Here is a 17,633-nt window from a genome sequence, read left to right on the forward strand (position 1 = left end):
CCCGGGAGCGGGATCACGCCGGAGGGCCGGGTCGGGCCCGGGGGCCGACGGGCCGCGTCATGGGCCAGAGCCGAGCCCTTGAGCGGGGCCGAGCCCCTGTCCCGGGCCGGCTCCCGGGTCCGCCTCCGGCCTCGGGTCCGCCTTCGGTCCCGGGTCCGCCTCCGACCTCGGACCCGCCTCCGGTCCCGGGTCCGCCTCCGGTCTCGGGTCCGCCTCCGGTCTCGGGTCCGCCTCCGGTCTCGGGCCGGGGCCGGCTCCCCGTCCCGGGCCGGATCCCGGGCCGGATCCCGGGCCGGATCCCGGGTCGAGTCGCGGGCCGAGGAGCCAGGCCGCGACTTCGCGGATCGCCCCCTCGCCGCCGCGCGTCGCGGTGACGGCCCGTGCCGCGGTCCGTACGGCGTCGTGCGCGTCGGCGACGGCCACGGGCCAGCCCGCGAGGTCGAAGCACGGAAGGTCGTTGACGTCGTTGCCGACGTAGAGCACCCGCTCGGGCGCGATCCCCTGTTCCTCGCACCACTGCTTGAGCGCGAGGTCCTTGTGGTCGATGCCGTGCAGTACGGGTATCCGGAGCTTGCGGGCGCGGGCCGCGACCACCGGGTTGGCCTCCGTCGACAGAATCAGCAGGGCGAGCCCGGCCGCCCTCAGCCGGGCGACGCCGAGGCCGTCCCCGCGGTGGACGGCGACCGTCTCGCGGCCCTCCGAGTCGATGTGGACCTTGTCGTCGGTCTGGGTGCCGTCGAAGTCGAGGACGACGGCGTCGACGTCGTGCCGGGTGGGACGCGCGGCGGTGTCCAGCAGCGGTGCGAGCGCGCGCGCCCTGTCGAGGTCGTGGGGGTCGTCCACCTCCAGGACGCGCGCGGGATCGGTGGGTACGAGAGCGGTCCGCCCGAAGAACCGGTGCCGGGCCGCGCGGAATCCTCCGGCGTCCATGGCGTACGCGGCGCCGGTCTCCAGGTAGTCCTGCGGCCGGTCCTGGCGCCGCGGCCGGTGGGCGGAGTCGTGGTTGACCCCCTGCCCGCTCCCCGGGGCCGCCCGCCCCGCCCCGGAGCGGGCCGCACCGCGCCCGGAACCCGTCGGCCCGGGCCCGGAACCCGCCCGTCCACCGCGCGGGGAGGAGCCCCGGCCGCCGTCCACGGGACCGGTGCTCCGCTCCCCCGCGTCCGCCGGGGGCCCGGTCTCCGCGCCCGTCGCCGGTAGGGCCTCCGGGCCCGTCCCGCGTACGGCTTCAGCGCGCACGGCACGTACGGCCTCCGCCTCCGTCGCCGGTACGGCTTCGCCGGGCGCGGCCTCCCGCCACACGAACCCGTGGAAGGGCGCCACCGTCACCGCGCTGTCCGCGCCGCCCTCCGCGACCGCCGCCGCGACGCCCTGCACATCCTCCCGGGTCAGGAACGGGCTGGTGCACTGCACGAGCAGCACCACGTCCACCGGCTCGCCCCGCCGCTCCTCGAAGACGTCCATCGCGTGCAGCACGGCCGCCTCGCTCGTCGCCGTGTCCCCCGCGATCGCGGACGGCCGCAGGACGACATCGGCCCCCGCGCTCCGGGCGGCGGCGGCGATGCCGGGGTCGTCCGTCGAGACGACGACATCGGTGACCAGCCGGGCGTCGAGGCTCGCGCGCACGGCCCGTGCCACCAGCGGCACCCCGCCCACGGGAGCGAGATTCTTGGCGGGAACGCCTTTGGAGCCGCCACGGGCGGGGATCACGGCGAGGACGGTCATGCGGTGGTCTCCCGGGAGAGTCGTTACGGGGTTCACAGCTGGCCCATCCGCCGGATCACCGGGGCGACGCGCTGCACACCGTGCCGGTAGGCGCCGCGGGCCACCCCGCGTACGGCCACCCGCATCGCGCGCCGTACGCGGGTGCCTCCCTCCGCGCCCGGGCCGGCCCCGGTCAGCGGGGTGCCGTCGGGGGCGAGATGGTGGCGGGCGAGGAGAGGCGGCAGATAGCCGGAGGCCGAGGTGAGGGTGTAGTACGGCGTGATGGGCGGCAGTTCGGACCGCCGGTCCAGCAGCCCGGCGAGCCGGTCGCGCGCCGTGTCGAAGGCGGTGTCGTACGCACCGCCGGCGGCGACGCCCTGGTCGGCCGTCCAGCCGTGTTCCGGTACGGGCCGGTGGCCCGCGTCGAGGCGGTCGAAGGACGTCAGCAGCCCGGAGCCGATGAAGTGGTGGTTGCCGAGGGCCTCCCGTACGCCCAGGTCGGTGAGGACGGCGGTCGGGATGCCCCGGTGCAGTGACTCCAGCGCGGCCGTCGAGGAGACGGTGACCATCAGGTCCGTACCGTCGAGGACCTCGCCCATGTGTCCGTACACCAGGCTGAGGTTGGGCGGGAGTCCGCCCGGGAGTCCCTCGGCGAGGGTCTGGTACGGGAGTTCTTCGATGTGGGTGGTGTGCTCGCCCGGCCTGGAGCGCAGTTTCAGCCGGACCTCACGGCCGGGGTGGAACCGGGCGTGCTCCACGAGCCGCCGCAGCACATAGAGCCGGTCGGCGCGGGTGGCGGGCACGGAGGGCTGGGCGGCGAACACGAGCGTGTCGCGCCCGGGCTCGGGCCGGTAGGGCGCGCCGCCGAGGAAGGGCAGCGCGGCCTCGGTGACGGCGGAGGCGTCGGCGCCGACCCCTTCGTACACCGCGCGGAACCGCCGTGCGTCGTAACGGGAGTTGGCGAGGACCATGTCCGCGCCGTGCCGCAGCAGCAGCCCGTCGGTGAGCTTTTCGTAGACGACGCCGACGTAGCCGGCGACGAGGACGGGGCGGCGCCGCTGCTTCAGGGCCGCGAGGCCGTGCAGCATGGCCTGGACGGCGCCGCCGACGAGGGCGAGCACGACGACGTCGTACGCGCCGTCCTCCGCTTCGGCGACGGTCCGCAGGAACTCCGGCCCGGTCACCTCGCGCAGTTCGTCCGCGGCCACACCGACCTCGGCGAGCTGCCGGACCGTCGGCGTGGCCCGGCCGCGCAGCAGGAGTCCGGTGAGGCGGGCGGTGTCGGGGGCGATACGGCGCGCGGTGAGGGCGCCCCATTTCCACCGGGTGTCGGAGTCGGCGAGTACGGCGACGCGTACGGCCCTGTCGGTACGTGATGGCACCCCAGGGACACTAAGAAGGTTTTCCATGAATTGGACCAAGGAAAGATAAAGCACAAGTAAAGAGAAGGAAAAGCAGAGATTCCTGCAAGGTACACAGACTCGCCCCGACGGCACGGCAGTTATTACGTGATAGAGAGATTGACAAAAATTTCCCTGACATCTGCAACTTATGAGACCCTCTGGAGCATCAGGGGGCAGCCTTCCGGATGTCGCGCTACATTGCACGAGTGAAACTCTCCGTCATCGTGCCGTTCTACAACGTGCAGACATACGCGCCCGACGCCCTCAGAAGTCTCCAGGCCAACACCAGGGACGACTTCGAATTCATCCTGGTCGACGACTGTTCCACGGACGCGACCCCGGAGATCCTGGAGCGCGGCGCCCGCGACATCCCGGGCGCGCGGCTGATCCGGCACGAGCGGAACGGCGGGATCGCCAAGGCGCGCAACACCGGCATCGACGCCTCGGAGGGCGAGTACCTCGCCTTCCTGGACGGTGACGACTGGACCGCGCCCGGCCACTTCGAGCGGCTGCTGACCGCGACCGAGCGTCTGGGCTGCGACTTCGTCCGCAACGACCATGTGCAGAGCACCGGCAGCGCCCGCACGATCCACCGCGTGCCCGTCGCGCGGCGCGGCGAGGTGCTGCGTCCGCGCGACGCCATCCTGCCGGCGAACCGGTCGACCTCGGTGGACTATCCGTTCCCGTGTGCCGGGCTGTACCACCGCCGGCTCGTGGACCGGGGTCTGCTGCATTTCCAGGAAGAACTGCGAACAGCGGAGGACCGGCTGTGGATCTGGCGGCTGCACCGGAAAGCGGAATCTTTCGCCGCCATCAGTGAGCTGGGTATCTTTTATCGGCGCGGAATCCCGACTTCGCTGACTCAGGTCGGTGACGGGCGCCAGCTCGACTTCGCTGTCGCATACGATCTGATACTCAAGGAAACAGCCGAGGATCCGGACGCGGCGCAACTGCTGCCGAAAGTGGTCCGTACCTACTGCGCGATGATCAGCCATCACCTGGCGAGGGTGGAGAACCTCGAACCCGCGGTGGCCCGGAAATTGCGGAGTACCAGCGCTGCGGCGCTCAAGCGCATGCCGCAGGACGTTCTGCGGGAGGTTCTCGCCGGCATGGATTCCGAACGCGCGACCCGGCTGCGGCGGCTCCGAAGGCGCCCCTCCGCCGGCGGCTCCACCGGCCCCACCGGTGAGGTCGCGGCCTGATGCCCACGACGCAGATCTTCTACGCCTCCTCCCTCTACGGCACCGCCACGCTGGCCGCCGCCATCGACAGTGGCTGCTTCGCCCCGGCGGACCGGCGGCTGCTGCTGGTCGCCAACAACGCCGCCACGCCGGAGACGTCACCGTCCCTCGACACCATGCCGGGCTTCGAACGGCTGCGCGGCCGGTTCGACGGCGTGCTGTCGTGGAACGAGACCGTCGCGCCCTTCCACCCGGGCGGCTGGTCACCCCGCCGGGACGACGTCCCGCTGTGGGAACGGTACCTGCGGATGCTGTGGGACCTCGGCGACGACCGGGTCGAGCTGGCCGTCGAGTCACTCCAGGTGACACCGGCCCTGTCGATCGCCCAGATCTTCCCGGACGCGCCGCTGGACGTCTACGCGGACGGGCTGATGAGCTACGGCCCCACCCGCAACCGGATCGATCCGCTCGTCGGCGGGCGGGTGCGCAGGCTGTTCCACCTGGATCTGGTGCCGGGTCTGGAGCCCCTGCTGCTCGCGGAGTTCGGTGTCGAGGCCCGGGTGGTCCCGGCGGAGGCGTTCACGAAGGTCGTGGCGGACCTGTCGGACGCGGCGTCCCCGGGCCCGTACGAGGAGGGGGCGGCGCTGCTGCTGGGCCAGTATCTGGCCGCGCTCGGCATCCTCACCCCGCAGGAGGAGGAGGACCTCCATCTGCGGATGGTGCGCGGCGCGGTCGCCCGTGGCCACCGCCGTATCGTCTTCAAGCCCCACCCCACCGCCCCCGCGTCCTGGACCCGCGCCCTGGAGCGCGAGGCCGCCTCGCTCGATGCCGAACTGACCGTCCTGGACCAGCCGCTGCTCGCCGAGGTGCTCTACCTGCGGCTGCGGCCCGCGCTGGTCGCCGGCTGCTTCTCGACGGCGCTGTTCACCGCGAGCACCTTCTACGGCATCCCCGCGGCCCGGGTGGGAACCGAACAGCTGCTGGAGCGGCTGACCCCGTACCAGAACAGCAACCGCATCCCGGTGACGATCACGGACGCGGTGCTGCCGGAGCTCGCGGACCTCGGTCGGGGCGTCGCGGGCCCCCTGTCCGTCCCCGAGGGGCTGAGCGGCCTGGTGAACGCGGTCGGTTACGCGATGCAGGCCCAGATACGCCCGGATCTGCGCGAGGCCGCGGAGACGTATCTCGCCGCCCATCTCACCCCCCGTACTCTGCGCTACTTCAAGCGCCGCCGCCTCACCGCCCTGGGCCTGCCGGGTGGCATTCCGGTGCCCCGCCACGCGGCGGTCCGCCGGGTCGTCCGCAAGGCCCGTCGCCTGAAGCGGGCGGCCCGTGGCTGACGGCGACCGCGGGCCCGGGGGGCCACCGCGACGAGGTGCTCGGGAGGGTCCGGCCTGGGCGGTGCTCGGGAGGGCCCGATCGGTTGCGGTGTTTCCGGCGGGCCCGATCGGGCGGTGTAACGGAGGGCCCGTCTCAGCGGGATTCCCGGGGGCTCGCCCCAGAAGGTGTTGCGGAGGGCCCGGCGGCGCGGGTCCTGCGAGACCGCGCCGCCGGGTGCACCGAACGCTCCGGCTCCGGGAAAGGGGACTCCCCGGAACAAAGGGGGCATATCGAAGCGCCTGGTGCAGATCGTGGCGAACGGTCCATCTACACGTGTCAGGTGTCCTGGACCGTTCGTCCTCCGTACGAGAAGCCTCGCCGAGCCCCATACGTCACACAATTACCTCCCAGGTAATCGGCGACGGCGCGGACGCGGCGACGGGACCAGGGCGGATGCCCGCGCATGGCCGATGATGGACGCATGATCGACCTCTCGGATGTGGAAGCGGCTGCCCGGCTCATCGAAGGGCGAGTCGTCCGTACGCCGACGGTGCCCAGCCCGGGTCTGTCCGAGCTGCTCGGGGTCCCGGTGACCGCCAAGCTCGAACTGCTCCAGCGCACCGGCGCGTTCAAGGCGCGCGGGGCGGCGGCCAAGCTGCTGTCGCTCACTCCGGCGGAGCGGGCGGCCGGAGTGGTGGCCGTCAGCGGCGGAAACCACGGGATCGCGGTGGCGGTGATGGCCGGGCTGCTCGATGTGAAGGCGACCGTCGTCATGCCCCGGTCGGCCCCCGCGCGGGCCGTCGAGATCGCGGAGGCGGCGGGGGCGCTGGTACGCCTCACGGACACCATGGACGGCGCCTTCGCGCTGATGGACCGGCTGCGGGCGGAGGGGCTGTCCCTCGTGCACCCCTTCGACGACCCCGTGGTCGTCGCCGCACAGGGCACGGTGGGTCTGGAGTTCGCCGAGGACGCCGGCGAGCTGACCGACGTCCTCGTCAGCATCGGCGGAGGCGCCTTGATCTCCGGTGTCGCCGTGGCCTTCACGGCGCTCCGTCCCGGCGTACGCGTCTGGGGCGTCGAGACCGCCGGAGCCCAGGCCATGTCCGCGGCCCTCGCGGCGGGCCACCCGGTCCCGGTCGAGCTGTCCTCGGTCGTCTCCACCCTCAGCGCACCCGCCGTCTCCCAGCTCACGTACGACCATGTCTCGGCCCTCGTCGAGGACGTTCTCGTGGTCTCCGACGGGGAAGCCATGCAGGGCGTCCTGGACCTGGCCCACCACGCCAAGCTCTGGACCGAACCCGCCGCCGGCTGCCTCCTCCCGGCCGCCCGCCGCGTCCTGGAACGGGTCGGTCCGGATGCGCGGCTGGGCTTGGTGGTGTGCGGCGGCAACGCGACGGTGCAGGACGTGGTGCGCTGGAATGAGCGTTCTATCCAAAGCTGAAGGGGGGCGGCGGGAGGGGGTGGACCCGTCGGCTCCTGAAGATTTCCTCCGCAGTGTGTCGCGTTCGCCGGGGCCCGTTCGACGTGAGAGCAAGGGTGGGAATACCGCCCCCCTCCTGGACGCTGACCCAGGCCCAACGAGTCATGGACTGGCTGGTGGGGCGATGATCCGCCGTACCACCACCCGGTCTTTGTCCTCACCCATCACATCCGGCCGGATCTACCCATGGAGGGAGGCACCACCTTCCACTTCACCGACGCAACGATCGAAGAGGTCCTGAAGAGGGCGTTCGAGGCGGCGGACGGGAAGGACGTACAGATCGGCGGCGGCGCGGCCACCGTGCAGCAGTACCTGCGCGCCGGGCTGATCGACGAGCTGCATCTGGCCATCGCCCCGCTCCTCGTCGGCGACGGCGAACGGCTCCTGGACAACCTCGGTACCGGTATCCAGGGCTACGAGGTCACGGAGGTGGCCAGCTCCCCGGCCGTCATCCACGCCGTGCTCAAGCGGCGCTGAGCACGGCCCGCACCCGAACGAAGGAGGGTGCGGGACAGGGAGAGACCGACCGGGCCCCGCCGCTCCGGGGAGTGGCGGGGCCCGTGGGGTGCGATGGTTCAGGTGAGGGGCTGTTCGCCGTTGATGTGCCGGACGAACGCCGACCAGGCGGGGGCGGGGAACACTAGAGCCGGGCCTTGCGGGACCTTCGAGTCCCGAACGGGAACGCCCTCGTAACCGTCCGCGACCTCCACACAGCTACCCTGGTCCGACCCGCTGTAACTGGACTTACGCCAACCGCCCAGTGCCAGGGCGTTGCGGTTTGCTGGGTTGACTGTCATCAGACGTCCAGTCCGTCGAGGTTCCTGATGAACGCCGTCCAGGCAGCATCCCGGAACACCAGCCCCGGGCCGTCCGGAACCTTCGAGTCTCGTACGGGCACACCCGCGTGGCCATCCGCGACCTCCAGGCAACTGCCCTCGTCCGAACCGCTGTGGCTCGACTTACGCCAGCCCGTCAATACCGAGGCATCGGAGAGTATGTGCTCAGGATTCATGGACTCCATATTCCTTCGCTGTAGTCCTCAGGAGAGTCAGTGACTCTTTCTGGGGAAGTGCATCGCCCAGGGCGAGATCGTATCGGGCCTGGATTCGCTCCACGAGGGCCCCGGTCTCGTGAATCTTGCCCATGTACAGCGCTTCGACGTAGACGATCGGAGGCTGATCCTCGAACCACATAAGTGTGGCCATGCTCTCCAGCATCGAGTGTCCCCCGACTGCGAAGGGAATCACGAAGAAGCGGATACGGTCCCGCTCCACCAGGTCTGCAACGTGGTTGAGCTGTTCAGCCATGACAGCAGGGCCCCCGACAGGACGCCGCAGTACCGCCTCATCCAAGAGCACCCACACGACCGGCGTCACCGGGTCGGCCAGAATGCCTGCCCGCTCAAGCCGAGTGACTACGGCCCTGTCACGATCCTCCGTGCTGAGCGGTGGGAAGCCGGTGCGCATGACAGCGTCCGCATACGCCTTCGTCTGAAGCAGACCAGGCATGTAGCTGACAGAAAACTCTCTGATCACTGTGGCCTGTTGTTCCAGCTGTCTTGCCGCCTCGAAATGACCGGCCACCGGCCTTCCGCTTCCACCTGGCCGGAAGTTGGCCAGAACGTCGCCGGTGTTCAGCGCTCGGTCAAGCCTCTTAGCGTCCTCCTCCGACGGAACCCGGCGCCCCGCCTCGATGTGCGCGATGTGCGTGCGCGTCATGATGGCCGCTTCCGCTAACTCCTTCTGCGTCAGGCCCGCTTTGATCCGCTGTTCCCTGAGCCACTCGCCGTATGTCATGGCCATTACCTTCTCCAACTCCCGTGGGTGACGTGAACGGAGTCAACCGGTCCCCCCTTTCGGAGGCTACCCAGATGGCCCGAACGTTGTCCCGGGATTGAGAAAGAACGAGGGATCGAAGGGCACGGAAAACGACCATGACGGACCGCGCGACAGACACTGCCTCCGCGTTCGAATCGGCGGAGCTGGAGGAGTTGATAAGGGCAGGAGGATTCTGGTGTCTCGCGCCGGATTGGGTTCCGCGCGGTGGTTACGCGGAGGGGAATCCGGAGCTTCTCAGGGCTGTTGAAGACGGACTGAGGAGGCAACTTCCATGAGTTTTGAGGAAAGTGCGCGTGAGCATCCGTACGAGCCCGAGCCGGGGGACGTGGTCCGGGACGCGGCCACGAGGAAGGTGGGCCGGGTGATGGACCGCATGGGGTTACGTGTGCAGCTCAGGCCCCTGAACGGTGGGCGGGAGTGGGACGCGCTGCCCGAGGATCTGAGCCCGGCGGCTCAGTCGGACGCGATGAGCGCGGCGGTCGCGGAGGCCAACGCGCAGAGCCGGCAGGGACGGTAGCGTGCCCGGTACAAGGCCCCGGCATATCTGTGCGGCGACGGCGCGGCTTCCGCTGCCGCTGATTGTTCTCGTCCTGGACATCGTTCCGGACGAGCCCGCGCATCCGATGGAAGTCATCACGGCTCTGCGCTGCGGTCTGGAGTCCCATTCGACGGGCCCGCATTTCGACCTCGTACGCGAACTCACGGACGCGAGCCGGGGCGAGGTATGGGCCCGGTGGGAGAACGGAAACGAGCCCGACCGGGTGTCCGTTCTCGCGGACTGCCCCGCCGACAACGGGCGGCCCGGCCCCTCGAATGACGGATGCACCCTCTTCGCCCGGCATCCCGGGGGCCACTCCTACGAGTTCTCCGACCCCGAGTACGACGCGATGCGCACCAGCCCCGCATACGAACAACTCAAGGCGGAAATCGACAACCGGCTCCGCTGAGCCAAGCCGAACCCGGGCCGGAACCGGCGGAGTTCCGGCCGGATCCGGGCCGGACGCGGCACCGAACCGGGCGCCGTGACGAAGCCGGATCCGGGCCGGGTCCCGGCCGCCCCACCGCCGACGTCCCGCCGGGCCGGGTCCCGGCAGGACGGCCGGGACCCGGGACCCGCTGGGGACCGCACCCAGCCGCACCCGTACCGGGCCCGCGCGCCGGACCCGTACCGCCTGATCCACCGCACCCGGCCGGAGGCCCCCGCCTCCACTCCCCGGCCGGGGCGCGGGCCGCCCGTCCGGCTGCCTCCCCCGCGTTTCGGTGAGACCGGCGAGCACACTGGTGGCACCGAAGACGACGACACCGGCGAGGAAGACCCGGCGTGCGCCATGCCTCCTTGAGGCCGGTTCCGTCCCGTCCGGCAGGGTCCTGGCCGGGGTGAGTCGCGGCGGGCCGGGCCGCCGACCGGGAACGCGTACGACGGAGGGATGGTGCCCCTCGGCGCTACTCCGGGAAGTCCGTGCGGCGGGTGTACTCCGAGAAGTCCTGCGGCTCACGGCCCAGCGCCCGCCGTACGCCGTCCGACAGTTCCGCGCTTCCGCTCTCCCGGATGTGGCGGAACAGCCCGATGAACAGGTCGGTGTACTCGGGCGGGTAGCCGGCGGCGGCCAGCTCCTCGCGGTATTGGTCGTCGGTCAGGGGGGTGTAGCGCAGGGGCCGGCCGGTCGCGGACGAGATGGCGGCGACGGCCTCGCGCATGGTCAGGGCTCGCGGACCGGACAGGGGGTAGATCTGTCCGGCGTGGCCGTCCTCGGTGAGCGCGGCCACCGCGACGTCCGCGAGGTCGTCCAGGCTGACGAAGGGCTCACGGCCTTCGCCGGTGGGCAGCCGCAGCTCTCCCTCGGTGAAGAGGGCGGAGAACTCGGCCAGCTCGGTGAAGTTCTCGGCGAACCAGGTGGGCCGCAGGATCGTCCACTCCAGCCCGGATTCCCGTACGGCACGCTCGGGTGCGAGGAGGGTGCCGCTGCCGTCGTCGAGTTCCGCGTAGGCGCGCGACGCGAGCAGCACCAGGCGTCGGACGCCGTGTGCCACGGCCGCGGCGGCGAAGGCGGTCAGCTCGTCGGCCACCCGCGGGCCCTGGGAGTCGACGATGTAGACGGCGTGGACGCCGGTCAGGGCCGGGCCCCAGGTCTTCTCGTCCGACCAGTCGAACCGGACCGCACCCGACCGCGAGGCGGCGCGCACGGGGACGCCGCGCCGCCGCAGTCGTTCGGCGACCCGGCGACCGGTCTTGCCGGTGCCGCCGAGGACGAGGACGGGGAGCTGGGTGGAGGAATCGGAAGGTGTCATGTGATCCAGTGAAACGGCACAGCGGCGACCGGAGGATGGCTGTTCGTCTCGATTCGATGTCCGTCCGTCTCGCACACGCCCGCCGCGAGGTCGATCCGTCTGCCCGGGCGGTCGATCCGTCTGCCCGGGCGGTCGCCCCGTCTGCCCCGGCGGTCACTCCGGTCGGCCGCTCGCCGCGGGCCCGGCGGATCGGACCGGTGGGGCGGTCCATCGGCCGGGAAAGGTCCCGTGGGCCCGGTCCGGTGAGTTGATCCCGGCCGACGGGATGCCGGGGCTACGCCCCCCTCTTGGTTAAAGAGCTCAACTACCTCCGGGTTGGGGGAGCTGAACCGCCTGGCGAGCACGCGGTGACCCCGAGCGTGCGGGACTGCGCCGTGCTGACGGGCGGGGCGCGCAGGACGGGCGGGGCGCGCAGGACGGGCGGGTCGGGCCGCAGGGGCACGGAAAGCCGGACAGGTACGGGGAACGGGACGGGTGGCAGGAGCGGCGGGGGCGGGAGGCGCCGTGGGCGTCCCACCCGCGCGGCGGCCCCGGCCCCTCGGCCCCCACGGCATGACCGCGTCGCTCGTGGTGCTCGTCGTCGTGGTGCCGCTGTTCCCGTCGGCGGCCCTGCGCACGGTGGCCAGAAACGCCCTCGTCCGCGCCGGTTCACCGTGCCCAGACCGCCATTGGGGTGCCGGTCCGGCCAGGGCACCGGGTCCTGGGCGCGGGGGCGTGTAGGACCACGGACATGACGATCCGAGCGATCACCGTCCTGCGGGACTTACGCCGGTGGGCCGTGGGCCATGCCGCCCTGCTGCTGTTCTGTTCGCTGGCCGCCCATGTGCTGACCGTGGCCGTCACCCGCCCGGACATGCTGGATCTGCGGGTGTACTGGACCGCCGCGCCCCGGGTGCTGAACGGGCAGCTGTACGACTTCCGGCTGTTCACGAGCGGTTCGTTCCCGGCGCTGCCGTTCACGTATCCGCCCTTCGCCGCGCTGCTCTTCCTGCCGGTGTCGGCCCTGCCCTGGGCCGTCGCGGCCTGTCTGTGGCAGGCGGTCTCGGTGGCGGCGCTCGCGGTGATCGTCGGCTGCGCGGGCAGGCTGCTGCCCGGCGGACGGCTCGGCCGGGAGCGGATCATGCTGTGGGCGGGCGGGGCGCTGTGGCTGGAGCCGGTGCGTCACACGCTCGATCTGGGGCAGGTCAACCTGATCCTCGGCGCGCTGGTCCTGTGGGGGCTCACGGCGGCGCGCGAGTCGGTGAGCAGAGGGGCCGCCGTCGGGGTGGCCGCGGGGGTGAAGCTGACACCCGGGATCAGCGGCGCGTATCTGCTGCTCACCCGGCAGTGGCGGGCGGCCGCCTGGGCGGCCGGGGTCTTCCTGGGGACGGTGGCGCTGGCGTGGGCGCTCACCGCGCGGGAGTCCTCCCGGTACTGGCGCACGCTCGTCGTCGACCCGGACCGCGTCGGCCGCGTCTCCTCCGTACGGAATCAGTCCCTCAGAGGGGCGCTCAGCAGGTCGCTCGGGCAGGACGCCGGGTTCGGGCCCGTGTGGCTGGCGGCGGCTCTCGCGCTGGCCGCCCTCGCCGGGTGGGCGCTGTGGGCGGCGGCCCGGCGGCGGGATCCGCTGGCCGTCCTGGTGACGGTGCAGCTCACGGGTCTGGTGCTGTGCCCGATCTCGTGGAGCCATCACTGGGTGTGGTGTCTGCCGGCCATGATCTGGCTGGCCCACGGGCCCGGCCGGCGGAGCCTGCCGAGCCGGATGGCGCTCGGCGCGTGGGCGGTGGTGACGGCCGCCCGGGTCGTACCGCGTCTGACCCGGCTCCAGGAGGGCCTCGGCGCGGGGAGCGGGGTTCCGGCCGGGGGCGGGTTTCCCGCGCATCTCGCCCTGCTCGGGTGGGTGTACGTCCTGTGCTCCGTGCTGACGCTGCTGGCGGTCGGCGCGGCCACCGCGGACGAGCCCGTGCCGGCCCCGGCGGCGCCCCCGTCCCCGGCCCCGCCCTCCGGCGGAGCCGATCCCACAGAGGCTTGACCTCAAGCGCACTTGAGTTCCTACGGTCGCCGGATGGACTACTCACACGACGACGCCGGGCTGGTGCGCCAGCCCATCGGCTACTGGAGCTGGGCCGCGCACGACGCGGTCGTCACCCACATCCGCGCCGAACTCGCCGGGCTGGGGCTCAGCCAGCCGCAGTGGTGGGTGCTGAGCCAGCTGGCCGAGTCCCCGGAGGGCCGCGACCGTACCGAACTGGCCGGGTTCCTCCAGGGGTACCTGGGTGTCGGGGGTCCCGCCATCGGCGACGAGATCGACACCCTTCTCGGCCGGGACCTCGTCGCCCTCGGCCCGGACGGGCTGCTGCGCACCACCGCCTCCGGCGCGGGGCTCCAGGCGAGGGCCGCGGAACGCCAGCGGGCCGTGCGCGCCGGAATCCACGAGGGCATCGAGGACGAGGAGTACGTCCGTACCCTCAAGGTCCTCCAGCGGATGATCCACAATGTGGGCGGCCGGGCCTGGCACCACTGACAGCGGCCGGTCCACCGGACCCGCTCCCTCCGCCGGCCCCGCCTGCTCCACCGGACCGCCCGGTCCGGCGCCCGGTCCGGCATCCGGCGCCATGGCCGCTTCCCGCCCGGCACCGTCTCCACACCCCCGCTCCCCGTCCCGCACCCGCGCCACCGCGGGTCCCGCCACCGGTCCGGAAGGACGCCTCGGGCACGGAAGGCGCCAGGCGCCCTCAGGCGCTGGTGAGCGACAGCTTGACCGCGAAACCGAGGAAGAGCCCGCCCGCCGCCGAGGTCGCTCCCGCCGACAGCCGCCTGCGGCGGCGGAAGGCCGCGGCGAGATGGGTACCGGTGAAGATCAGCAGGGTCAGATACAGGACGCTCACGATCTGCGCGAGCGTTCCGAGCACCACGAAGGAGAGCGCGGGGTAGGCGTACGCCGGGTCCACGAACTGCACGAAGAAGGCGATGAAGAACAGGATCGCCTTCGGGTTGACCAGGCAGATCAGCAGCGCCTTGCGGAACGGCCGCTCGGCGGGCCCCGGAGGGCTCGCGGCGCCGGCGCCCGGCATGGCGGCGGAGCCGTCCGCGGCCGGCTCGGGGCCGGGCTCGCGCCGGGAGCGCCACATCGCCCACGCCGCCCGCAGCATCCCGAACGCCAGCCAGGTCAGATAGCCCGCGCCCGCGAACTTCACGATCCCGAACAGCAGGTCGTTCGCCGTGAGCAGCGAGGCGACACCGGCGGCCGACAGCACCATCAGCACGGTGTCCCCGACCCACACTCCGGCGGCGGCCCGGTATCCCGTACGCACACCGCGGCGGGCCGCCACCGAGAGCACGTACAGCGAATTGGGCCCCGGCAGCAGCACGATCAGCACCAGGCCGACCAGATAGGTCGGCAGATCGGTTACACCCAGCATGAGCCGGAGTGTCGCACATGGTTACGGCATTCCGCTTTGCGTTTCGGTGAGAGGTCCGGGGCGGGGAAGCCGGGAGGTGCCGCTGAGCCGGGCGAGGTTGGCGGAGCGGGTCGGCGGGGCGGGTCGGCAGAGCGGGTCGGCGGGGCGGGTTGGCGGAGCGGGTCGGCGGGGCGGGGAAGGTCAGAACGCGTCCGCGGGAATGTAGGTGCCCCACACGGCCCGCAGCGCGTCGCACACCTCCCCCACCGTCGCGCGCGCCCGCAGGGCGTCCTTCATCGGGTAGAGGACGTTGTCCGTGCCCGTCGCCGCCGCCGTGAGCGCGGCCAGGGCCGTGTCCACCGCCCGCTGGTCGCGCTCCGCCCGCAGCCGGGCCAGCCGCTCCCCCTGGCGTACCTCGATCGCCGGGTCGACGCGCAGGGGCTCGTACGGCTCCTCCTCGTCGAGCGTGAAGCGGTTGACGCCGACGACGACCCGCTCGCCGCTGTCGGTCTCCTGCGCGACGCGGTAGGCGCTGCGTTCGATCTCACTCTTCTGGAAGCCGTGCTCGATCGCGCTGACCGCGCCGCCGAGGTCCTCCACCCGCCGCATCAGGGCGAGCGCCGCCTCCTCCACGTCGTCCGTCATCCGCTCGACGGCGTACGAACCGGCGAAGGGGTCGACGGTGGCGGTCACATCCGTCTCGTACGCCAGCACCTGCTGGGTGCGCAGCGCCAGCCGGGCGGACTTGTCGGTCGGCAGGGCGATGGCCTCGTCGAAGGCGTTGGTGTGCAGGGACTGGGTGCCGCCGAGGACGGCCGCGAGGCCCTGGACCGCCACCCGTACGAGATTCACCTCGGGCTGCTGCGCGGTCAGCTCGACGCCCGCGGTCTGGGTGTGGAAGCGCAGCATCAGCGACTTGGGATCGCGCGCCCCGAACTCCTCGCGCATCACCCGCGCCCAGATCCGCCGCGCTGCCCGGAACTTGGCGACCTCCTCCAGGATCGTCGTCCGGGCGACGAAGAAGAAGGACAGCCGGGGCGCGAAGTCGTCGACGTCCATGCCCGCCGCGACGGCCGTGCGGACGTACTCGATGCCGTCGGCGAGGGTGAAGGCGATCTCCTGCGCGGGCGAGGCCCCGGCCTCCGCCATGTGGTAGCCGGAGATGGAGATGCTGTTCCACCGGGGCATCTCGTCCCGGCAGTAGCGGAAGCTGTCCGCGACCAGTCGGAGCGAGGGCTCGGGCGGGAAGATATAGGTGCCGCGGGCGATGTACTCCTTGAGGATGTCGTTCTGGACGGTGCCCGTGAGATGGGTCGCGAGGACGCCCTGCTCCTCGCCGACGAGCTGGTAGAGCAGGAGCAGCAGGGCGGCGGGGGCGTTGATCGTCATCGAGGTGGAGACCCGGTCCAGCGGGATTCCGCCGAACAGGATCCGCATGTCGTCGACGGAGTCGATGGCGACCCCGACCCTGCCGACCTCGCCGTGCGCGGCCGGGGCGTCGGAGTCGTGGCCCATCTGGGTGGGCAGGTCGAAGGCGACGGACAGGCCCGTGGTGCCGTGGGCGATCAGCTGCCGGTAGCGGGCATGGGACTCGGCGGCCGTGCCGAAGCCCGCGTACTGGCGCATCGTCCAGGGCCGGCCGGTGTACATGGAGGGGTAGACACCGCGGGTATAGGGGTACGCGCCGGGTTCACCCAGCTTCTCGGCCGGGTCCCAGCCCTCCAGCGCCTCCGGTCCGTAGACCGGCTCGATGGGCAGTCCCGACTCGGACTCACGCGCCGGCATCTCTCCGCCTCCCGCCTCGCACGCCGAGCCGCCCGGAGCGGCTCACAGGTGTCGTTTTCACAACTTCTTCCCCATCATGCGCGGGAATGCGCAACCAAGCAGGGTGTCCGTCCCTCTGTTCAGCAGAGGGACGGACAGGGGGACGAATGCCGATCACCACCGGAGCCCAGGGGGCGGACACAGTGCGCGAAACAGATGGAACGGATGGAACGGGCAGGAGCCCCGGCACGCGGGCCCGGCGCGGGTCCGCCGTCGTCGGCCGGGCGCTCGCCGCGGCCGTCGTGCTCGCCGTGACCGTGGGCTGCTCCGCGCAGAGCCCCGACCGGCCGTCCACGGCGGTCGACGACAAGCCGGGCGGCGCGGCCACCGCCGAGGGAGCGGCACGGGAGCCGTCGACGGCCACGCCGGAGGCGGCGACGCCGTCCGCCGAGCCGTCCGGCGAGACCTCCCCGTCTCCGTCGGCCACGGCGACACCCGCCCCGGCCGAGGTCCTGATGGAGAAGGGCTCCCGGAGCGAGAAGGTGCGCGAACTCCAGGCCAGGCTCGCGCAGATCGGGTGGTTCGACGACACCCCGACGGGGACGTACGGGCAGATCACGGCCGACGCGGTCAAGGGCTTCCAGGGCAAGCGCGGGCTCACCGCGACGGGGCGGACGGACACCGTCACCTGGCAGCGGCTGCTCGGTATGACCAAGCGGCCGACGAAGGACGAGCTGGCCGGAAAGACCGTCAACAAGCCGTCCGTGAAGCTCGACCCGCGCTGTCTGACCGGCCGGGTGCTGTGCATCAGCAAGACCACGCGCACGCTGTCGTGGGTCGTCGACGGCACGGTGAAGTCGACGATGGACGTCCGCTTCGGCTCGCAGTACACCCCGACCCGCGAGGGCGTCTTCTCCGTGTTCCTGAAGTCGAGGGACCATGTCTCGACGCTCTACGACACCCCGATGCCGTACGCCCTGTTCTTCAGCGGCGGACAGGCGGTGCACTACTCGGCGGACTTCGCGGCCAGCGGCTACAACGGTGCCTCGCACGGCTGTGTGAACGTCCGGGACCGCGGTGCCGTGGCCTCCCTCTTCGACCAGGTCCGCAAGGGCGACAAGGTCGTCGTCCACTGGTGAGGGCCGGGGCCCGCCGGAGGCGGTGAGAAGGGCGCGGGCGGGACCGGGGGAACGTGTCCCGCCCGCGCCATGTGCGCCCAGCCGCAGGTACGGGGGGAACCCCGGCTCCTGGCGCTGCCGATGACCAGTCGGCTCACT

Annotated in this window: 17 protein-coding genes; 9 read left to right on the top strand and 8 right to left on the bottom strand. The window is 72.0% G+C overall.

What is annotated here, in order from left to right:
• Window positions 1-57: 57 nt before the first annotated feature.
• Entirely contained in the window at window positions 58-1,722 is a 1,665-nt protein-coding gene (locus tag ACFYT4_RS11110; RefSeq protein WP_389267264.1) for a cytidylyltransferase domain-containing protein, read from the bottom strand.
• Window positions 1,723-1,754: 32 nt separating this feature from the next.
• A complete protein-coding gene (locus ACFYT4_RS11115; RefSeq protein ID WP_389267266.1) occupies window positions 1,755-3,083 on the bottom strand; it encodes a DUF6716 putative glycosyltransferase in 1,329 nt (442 codons plus the stop codon).
• Between the two features lie 206 nt (window positions 3,084-3,289).
• Here ACFYT4_RS11115 and ACFYT4_RS11120 point away from each other — a divergent pair, with 206 nt between their 5' ends.
• The 4 genes from ACFYT4_RS11120 to ACFYT4_RS11135 all read left to right on the top strand — a co-directional run bounded on the left by ACFYT4_RS11120 (window position 3,290) and on the right by ACFYT4_RS11135 (window position 7,562).
• Entirely contained in the window at window positions 3,290-4,306 is a 1,017-nt protein-coding gene (locus ACFYT4_RS11120; protein WP_389267267.1) for a glycosyltransferase family 2 protein, read from the top strand.
• A complete protein-coding gene (locus ACFYT4_RS11125) occupies window positions 4,306-5,625 on the top strand; it encodes an alpha-2,8-polysialyltransferase family protein (protein ID WP_389267269.1) in 1,320 nt (439 codons plus the stop codon). Before ACFYT4_RS11120 ends, ACFYT4_RS11125 begins: the two co-directional genes overlap by 1 nt.
• Before the next feature lie 461 nt (window positions 5,626-6,086).
• Window positions 6,087-7,046 (top strand): threonine/serine dehydratase, encoded by a 960-nt coding sequence (locus ACFYT4_RS11130; RefSeq protein WP_389267270.1) that lies wholly within the window; start codon window positions 6,087-6,089, stop codon window positions 7,044-7,046.
• A gap of 225 nt (window positions 7,047-7,271) precedes the next feature.
• Window positions 7,272-7,562 (top strand): dihydrofolate reductase family protein, encoded by a 291-nt coding sequence (locus tag ACFYT4_RS11135; RefSeq protein ID WP_389267271.1) that lies wholly within the window; start codon window positions 7,272-7,274, stop codon window positions 7,560-7,562.
• Between the two features lie 98 nt (window positions 7,563-7,660).
• On the opposite strand, the gene ACFYT4_RS11140 is transcribed toward ACFYT4_RS11135, so the two are convergent.
• The 3 genes from ACFYT4_RS11140 to ACFYT4_RS11150 are packed head-to-tail and all read right to left on the bottom strand — an operon-like array spanning window position 7,661 to window position 8,887.
• Window positions 7,661-7,882 (bottom strand): DUF397 domain-containing protein, encoded by a 222-nt coding sequence (locus ACFYT4_RS11140; protein WP_389267272.1) that lies wholly within the window; start codon window positions 7,880-7,882, stop codon window positions 7,661-7,663.
• Window positions 7,882-8,097 carry a DUF397 domain-containing protein gene (locus ACFYT4_RS11145; RefSeq protein ID WP_389267273.1) on the bottom strand — a complete coding sequence of 72 codons (216 nt, stop codon included), beginning with the start codon at window positions 8,095-8,097 and terminating at the stop codon, window positions 7,882-7,884. The genes ACFYT4_RS11140 and ACFYT4_RS11145 overlap by 1 nt, the downstream gene beginning before the upstream one ends.
• A complete protein-coding gene (locus ACFYT4_RS11150) occupies window positions 8,087-8,887 on the bottom strand; it encodes a Scr1 family TA system antitoxin-like transcriptional regulator (RefSeq protein ID WP_389267368.1) in 801 nt (266 codons plus the stop codon). The genes ACFYT4_RS11145 and ACFYT4_RS11150 overlap by 11 nt, the downstream gene beginning before the upstream one ends.
• A gap of 307 nt (window positions 8,888-9,194) precedes the next feature.
• Here ACFYT4_RS11150 and ACFYT4_RS11155 point away from each other — a divergent pair, with 307 nt between their 5' ends.
• Both ACFYT4_RS11155 and ACFYT4_RS11160 read left to right on the top strand, forming a co-directional pair.
• Window positions 9,195-9,440 (top strand): hypothetical protein, encoded by a 246-nt coding sequence (locus tag ACFYT4_RS11155; RefSeq protein ID WP_389267274.1) that lies wholly within the window; start codon window positions 9,195-9,197, stop codon window positions 9,438-9,440.
• A 1-nt stretch (window position 9,441) separates the two neighbouring features.
• Window positions 9,442-9,870: a hypothetical protein gene (locus ACFYT4_RS11160; RefSeq protein ID WP_389267275.1), complete on the top strand. Its 429-nt coding sequence runs from the start codon at window positions 9,442-9,444 to the stop codon at window positions 9,868-9,870.
• Window positions 9,871-10,366: 496 nt separating this feature from the next.
• On the opposite strand, the gene ACFYT4_RS11165 is transcribed toward ACFYT4_RS11160, so the two are convergent.
• Window positions 10,367-11,212: an NAD(P)H-binding protein gene (locus ACFYT4_RS11165; RefSeq protein WP_389267276.1), complete on the bottom strand. Its 846-nt coding sequence runs from the start codon at window positions 11,210-11,212 to the stop codon at window positions 10,367-10,369.
• 730 nt (window positions 11,213-11,942) lie between these two features.
• Between ACFYT4_RS11165 and ACFYT4_RS11170 the strand changes: the two genes are divergently transcribed.
• Window positions 11,943-13,223, top strand: a complete 1,281-nt coding sequence (locus ACFYT4_RS11170) for a glycosyltransferase 87 family protein (RefSeq protein WP_389267277.1) — start codon at window positions 11,943-11,945, stop codon at window positions 13,221-13,223.
• A 33-nt stretch (window positions 13,224-13,256) separates the two neighbouring features.
• Window positions 13,257-13,715, top strand: a complete 459-nt coding sequence (locus ACFYT4_RS11175; protein WP_389267278.1) for a MarR family winged helix-turn-helix transcriptional regulator — start codon at window positions 13,257-13,259, stop codon at window positions 13,713-13,715.
• A 211-nt stretch (window positions 13,716-13,926) separates the two neighbouring features.
• On the opposite strand, the gene leuE is transcribed toward ACFYT4_RS11175, so the two are convergent.
• Both leuE and ACFYT4_RS11185 read right to left on the bottom strand, forming a co-directional pair.
• Entirely contained in the window at window positions 13,927-14,613 is a 687-nt protein-coding gene (leuE, locus tag ACFYT4_RS11180; protein WP_389267279.1) for a leucine efflux protein LeuE, read from the bottom strand.
• A 180-nt stretch (window positions 14,614-14,793) separates the two neighbouring features.
• On the bottom strand, window positions 14,794-16,377 hold the full coding sequence (locus ACFYT4_RS11185; protein ID WP_389267280.1) for a methylmalonyl-CoA mutase: 1,584 nt from the start codon (window positions 16,375-16,377) through the stop codon (window positions 14,794-14,796).
• Window positions 16,378-16,523: 146 nt separating this feature from the next.
• Here ACFYT4_RS11185 and ACFYT4_RS11190 point away from each other — a divergent pair, with 146 nt between their 5' ends.
• On the top strand, window positions 16,524-17,495 hold the full coding sequence (locus tag ACFYT4_RS11190) for a peptidoglycan-binding protein (RefSeq protein WP_389267281.1): 972 nt from the start codon (window positions 16,524-16,526) through the stop codon (window positions 17,493-17,495).
• Window positions 17,496-17,633 lie beyond the last annotated feature (138 nt).

Origin of the sequence: Streptomyces sp. NPDC004609 (genome assembly GCF_042873655.1) — a bacterium.
In the GTDB taxonomy this organism is placed as follows: domain Bacteria; phylum Actinomycetota; class Actinomycetes; order Streptomycetales; family Streptomycetaceae; genus Streptomyces.

Coding starts and splice junctions, on each gene's coding strand:
- ACFYT4_RS11110 (WP_389267264.1), bottom strand. CDS start 1,722: ATGACCGTCCTCGCCGTGATCCCCGCCCGTGGCGGCTCCAAAGGCGTT.
- ACFYT4_RS11135 (WP_389267271.1), top strand. CDS start 7,272: ATGGAGGGAGGCACCACCTTCCACTTCACCGACGCAACGATCGAAGAG.
- ACFYT4_RS11150 (WP_389267368.1), bottom strand. CDS start 8,887: ATGGCCATGACATACGGCGAGTGGCTCAGGGAACAGCGGATCAAAGCG.
- ACFYT4_RS11190 (WP_389267281.1), top strand. CDS start 16,524: ATGCCGATCACCACCGGAGCCCAGGGGGCGGACACAGTGCGCGAAACA.
- ACFYT4_RS11145 (WP_389267273.1), bottom strand. CDS start 8,097: ATGAATCCTGAGCACATACTCTCCGATGCCTCGGTATTGACGGGCTGG.
- ACFYT4_RS11165 (WP_389267276.1), bottom strand. CDS start 11,212: ATGACACCTTCCGATTCCTCCACCCAGCTCCCCGTCCTCGTCCTCGGC.
- ACFYT4_RS11140 (WP_389267272.1), bottom strand. CDS start 7,882: ATGACAGTCAACCCAGCAAACCGCAACGCCCTGGCACTGGGCGGTTGG.
- ACFYT4_RS11125 (WP_389267269.1), top strand. CDS start 4,306: ATGCCCACGACGCAGATCTTCTACGCCTCCTCCCTCTACGGCACCGCC.
- leuE (WP_389267279.1), bottom strand. CDS start 14,613: ATGCTGGGTGTAACCGATCTGCCGACCTATCTGGTCGGCCTGGTGCTG.
- ACFYT4_RS11175 (WP_389267278.1), top strand. CDS start 13,257: ATGGACTACTCACACGACGACGCCGGGCTGGTGCGCCAGCCCATCGGC.
- ACFYT4_RS11155 (WP_389267274.1), top strand. CDS start 9,195: ATGAGTTTTGAGGAAAGTGCGCGTGAGCATCCGTACGAGCCCGAGCCG.
- ACFYT4_RS11170 (WP_389267277.1), top strand. CDS start 11,943: ATGACGATCCGAGCGATCACCGTCCTGCGGGACTTACGCCGGTGGGCC.
- ACFYT4_RS11185 (WP_389267280.1), bottom strand. CDS start 16,377: ATGCCGGCGCGTGAGTCCGAGTCGGGACTGCCCATCGAGCCGGTCTAC.
- ACFYT4_RS11120 (WP_389267267.1), top strand. CDS start 3,290: ATGTCGCGCTACATTGCACGAGTGAAACTCTCCGTCATCGTGCCGTTC.
- ACFYT4_RS11130 (WP_389267270.1), top strand. CDS start 6,087: ATGATCGACCTCTCGGATGTGGAAGCGGCTGCCCGGCTCATCGAAGGG.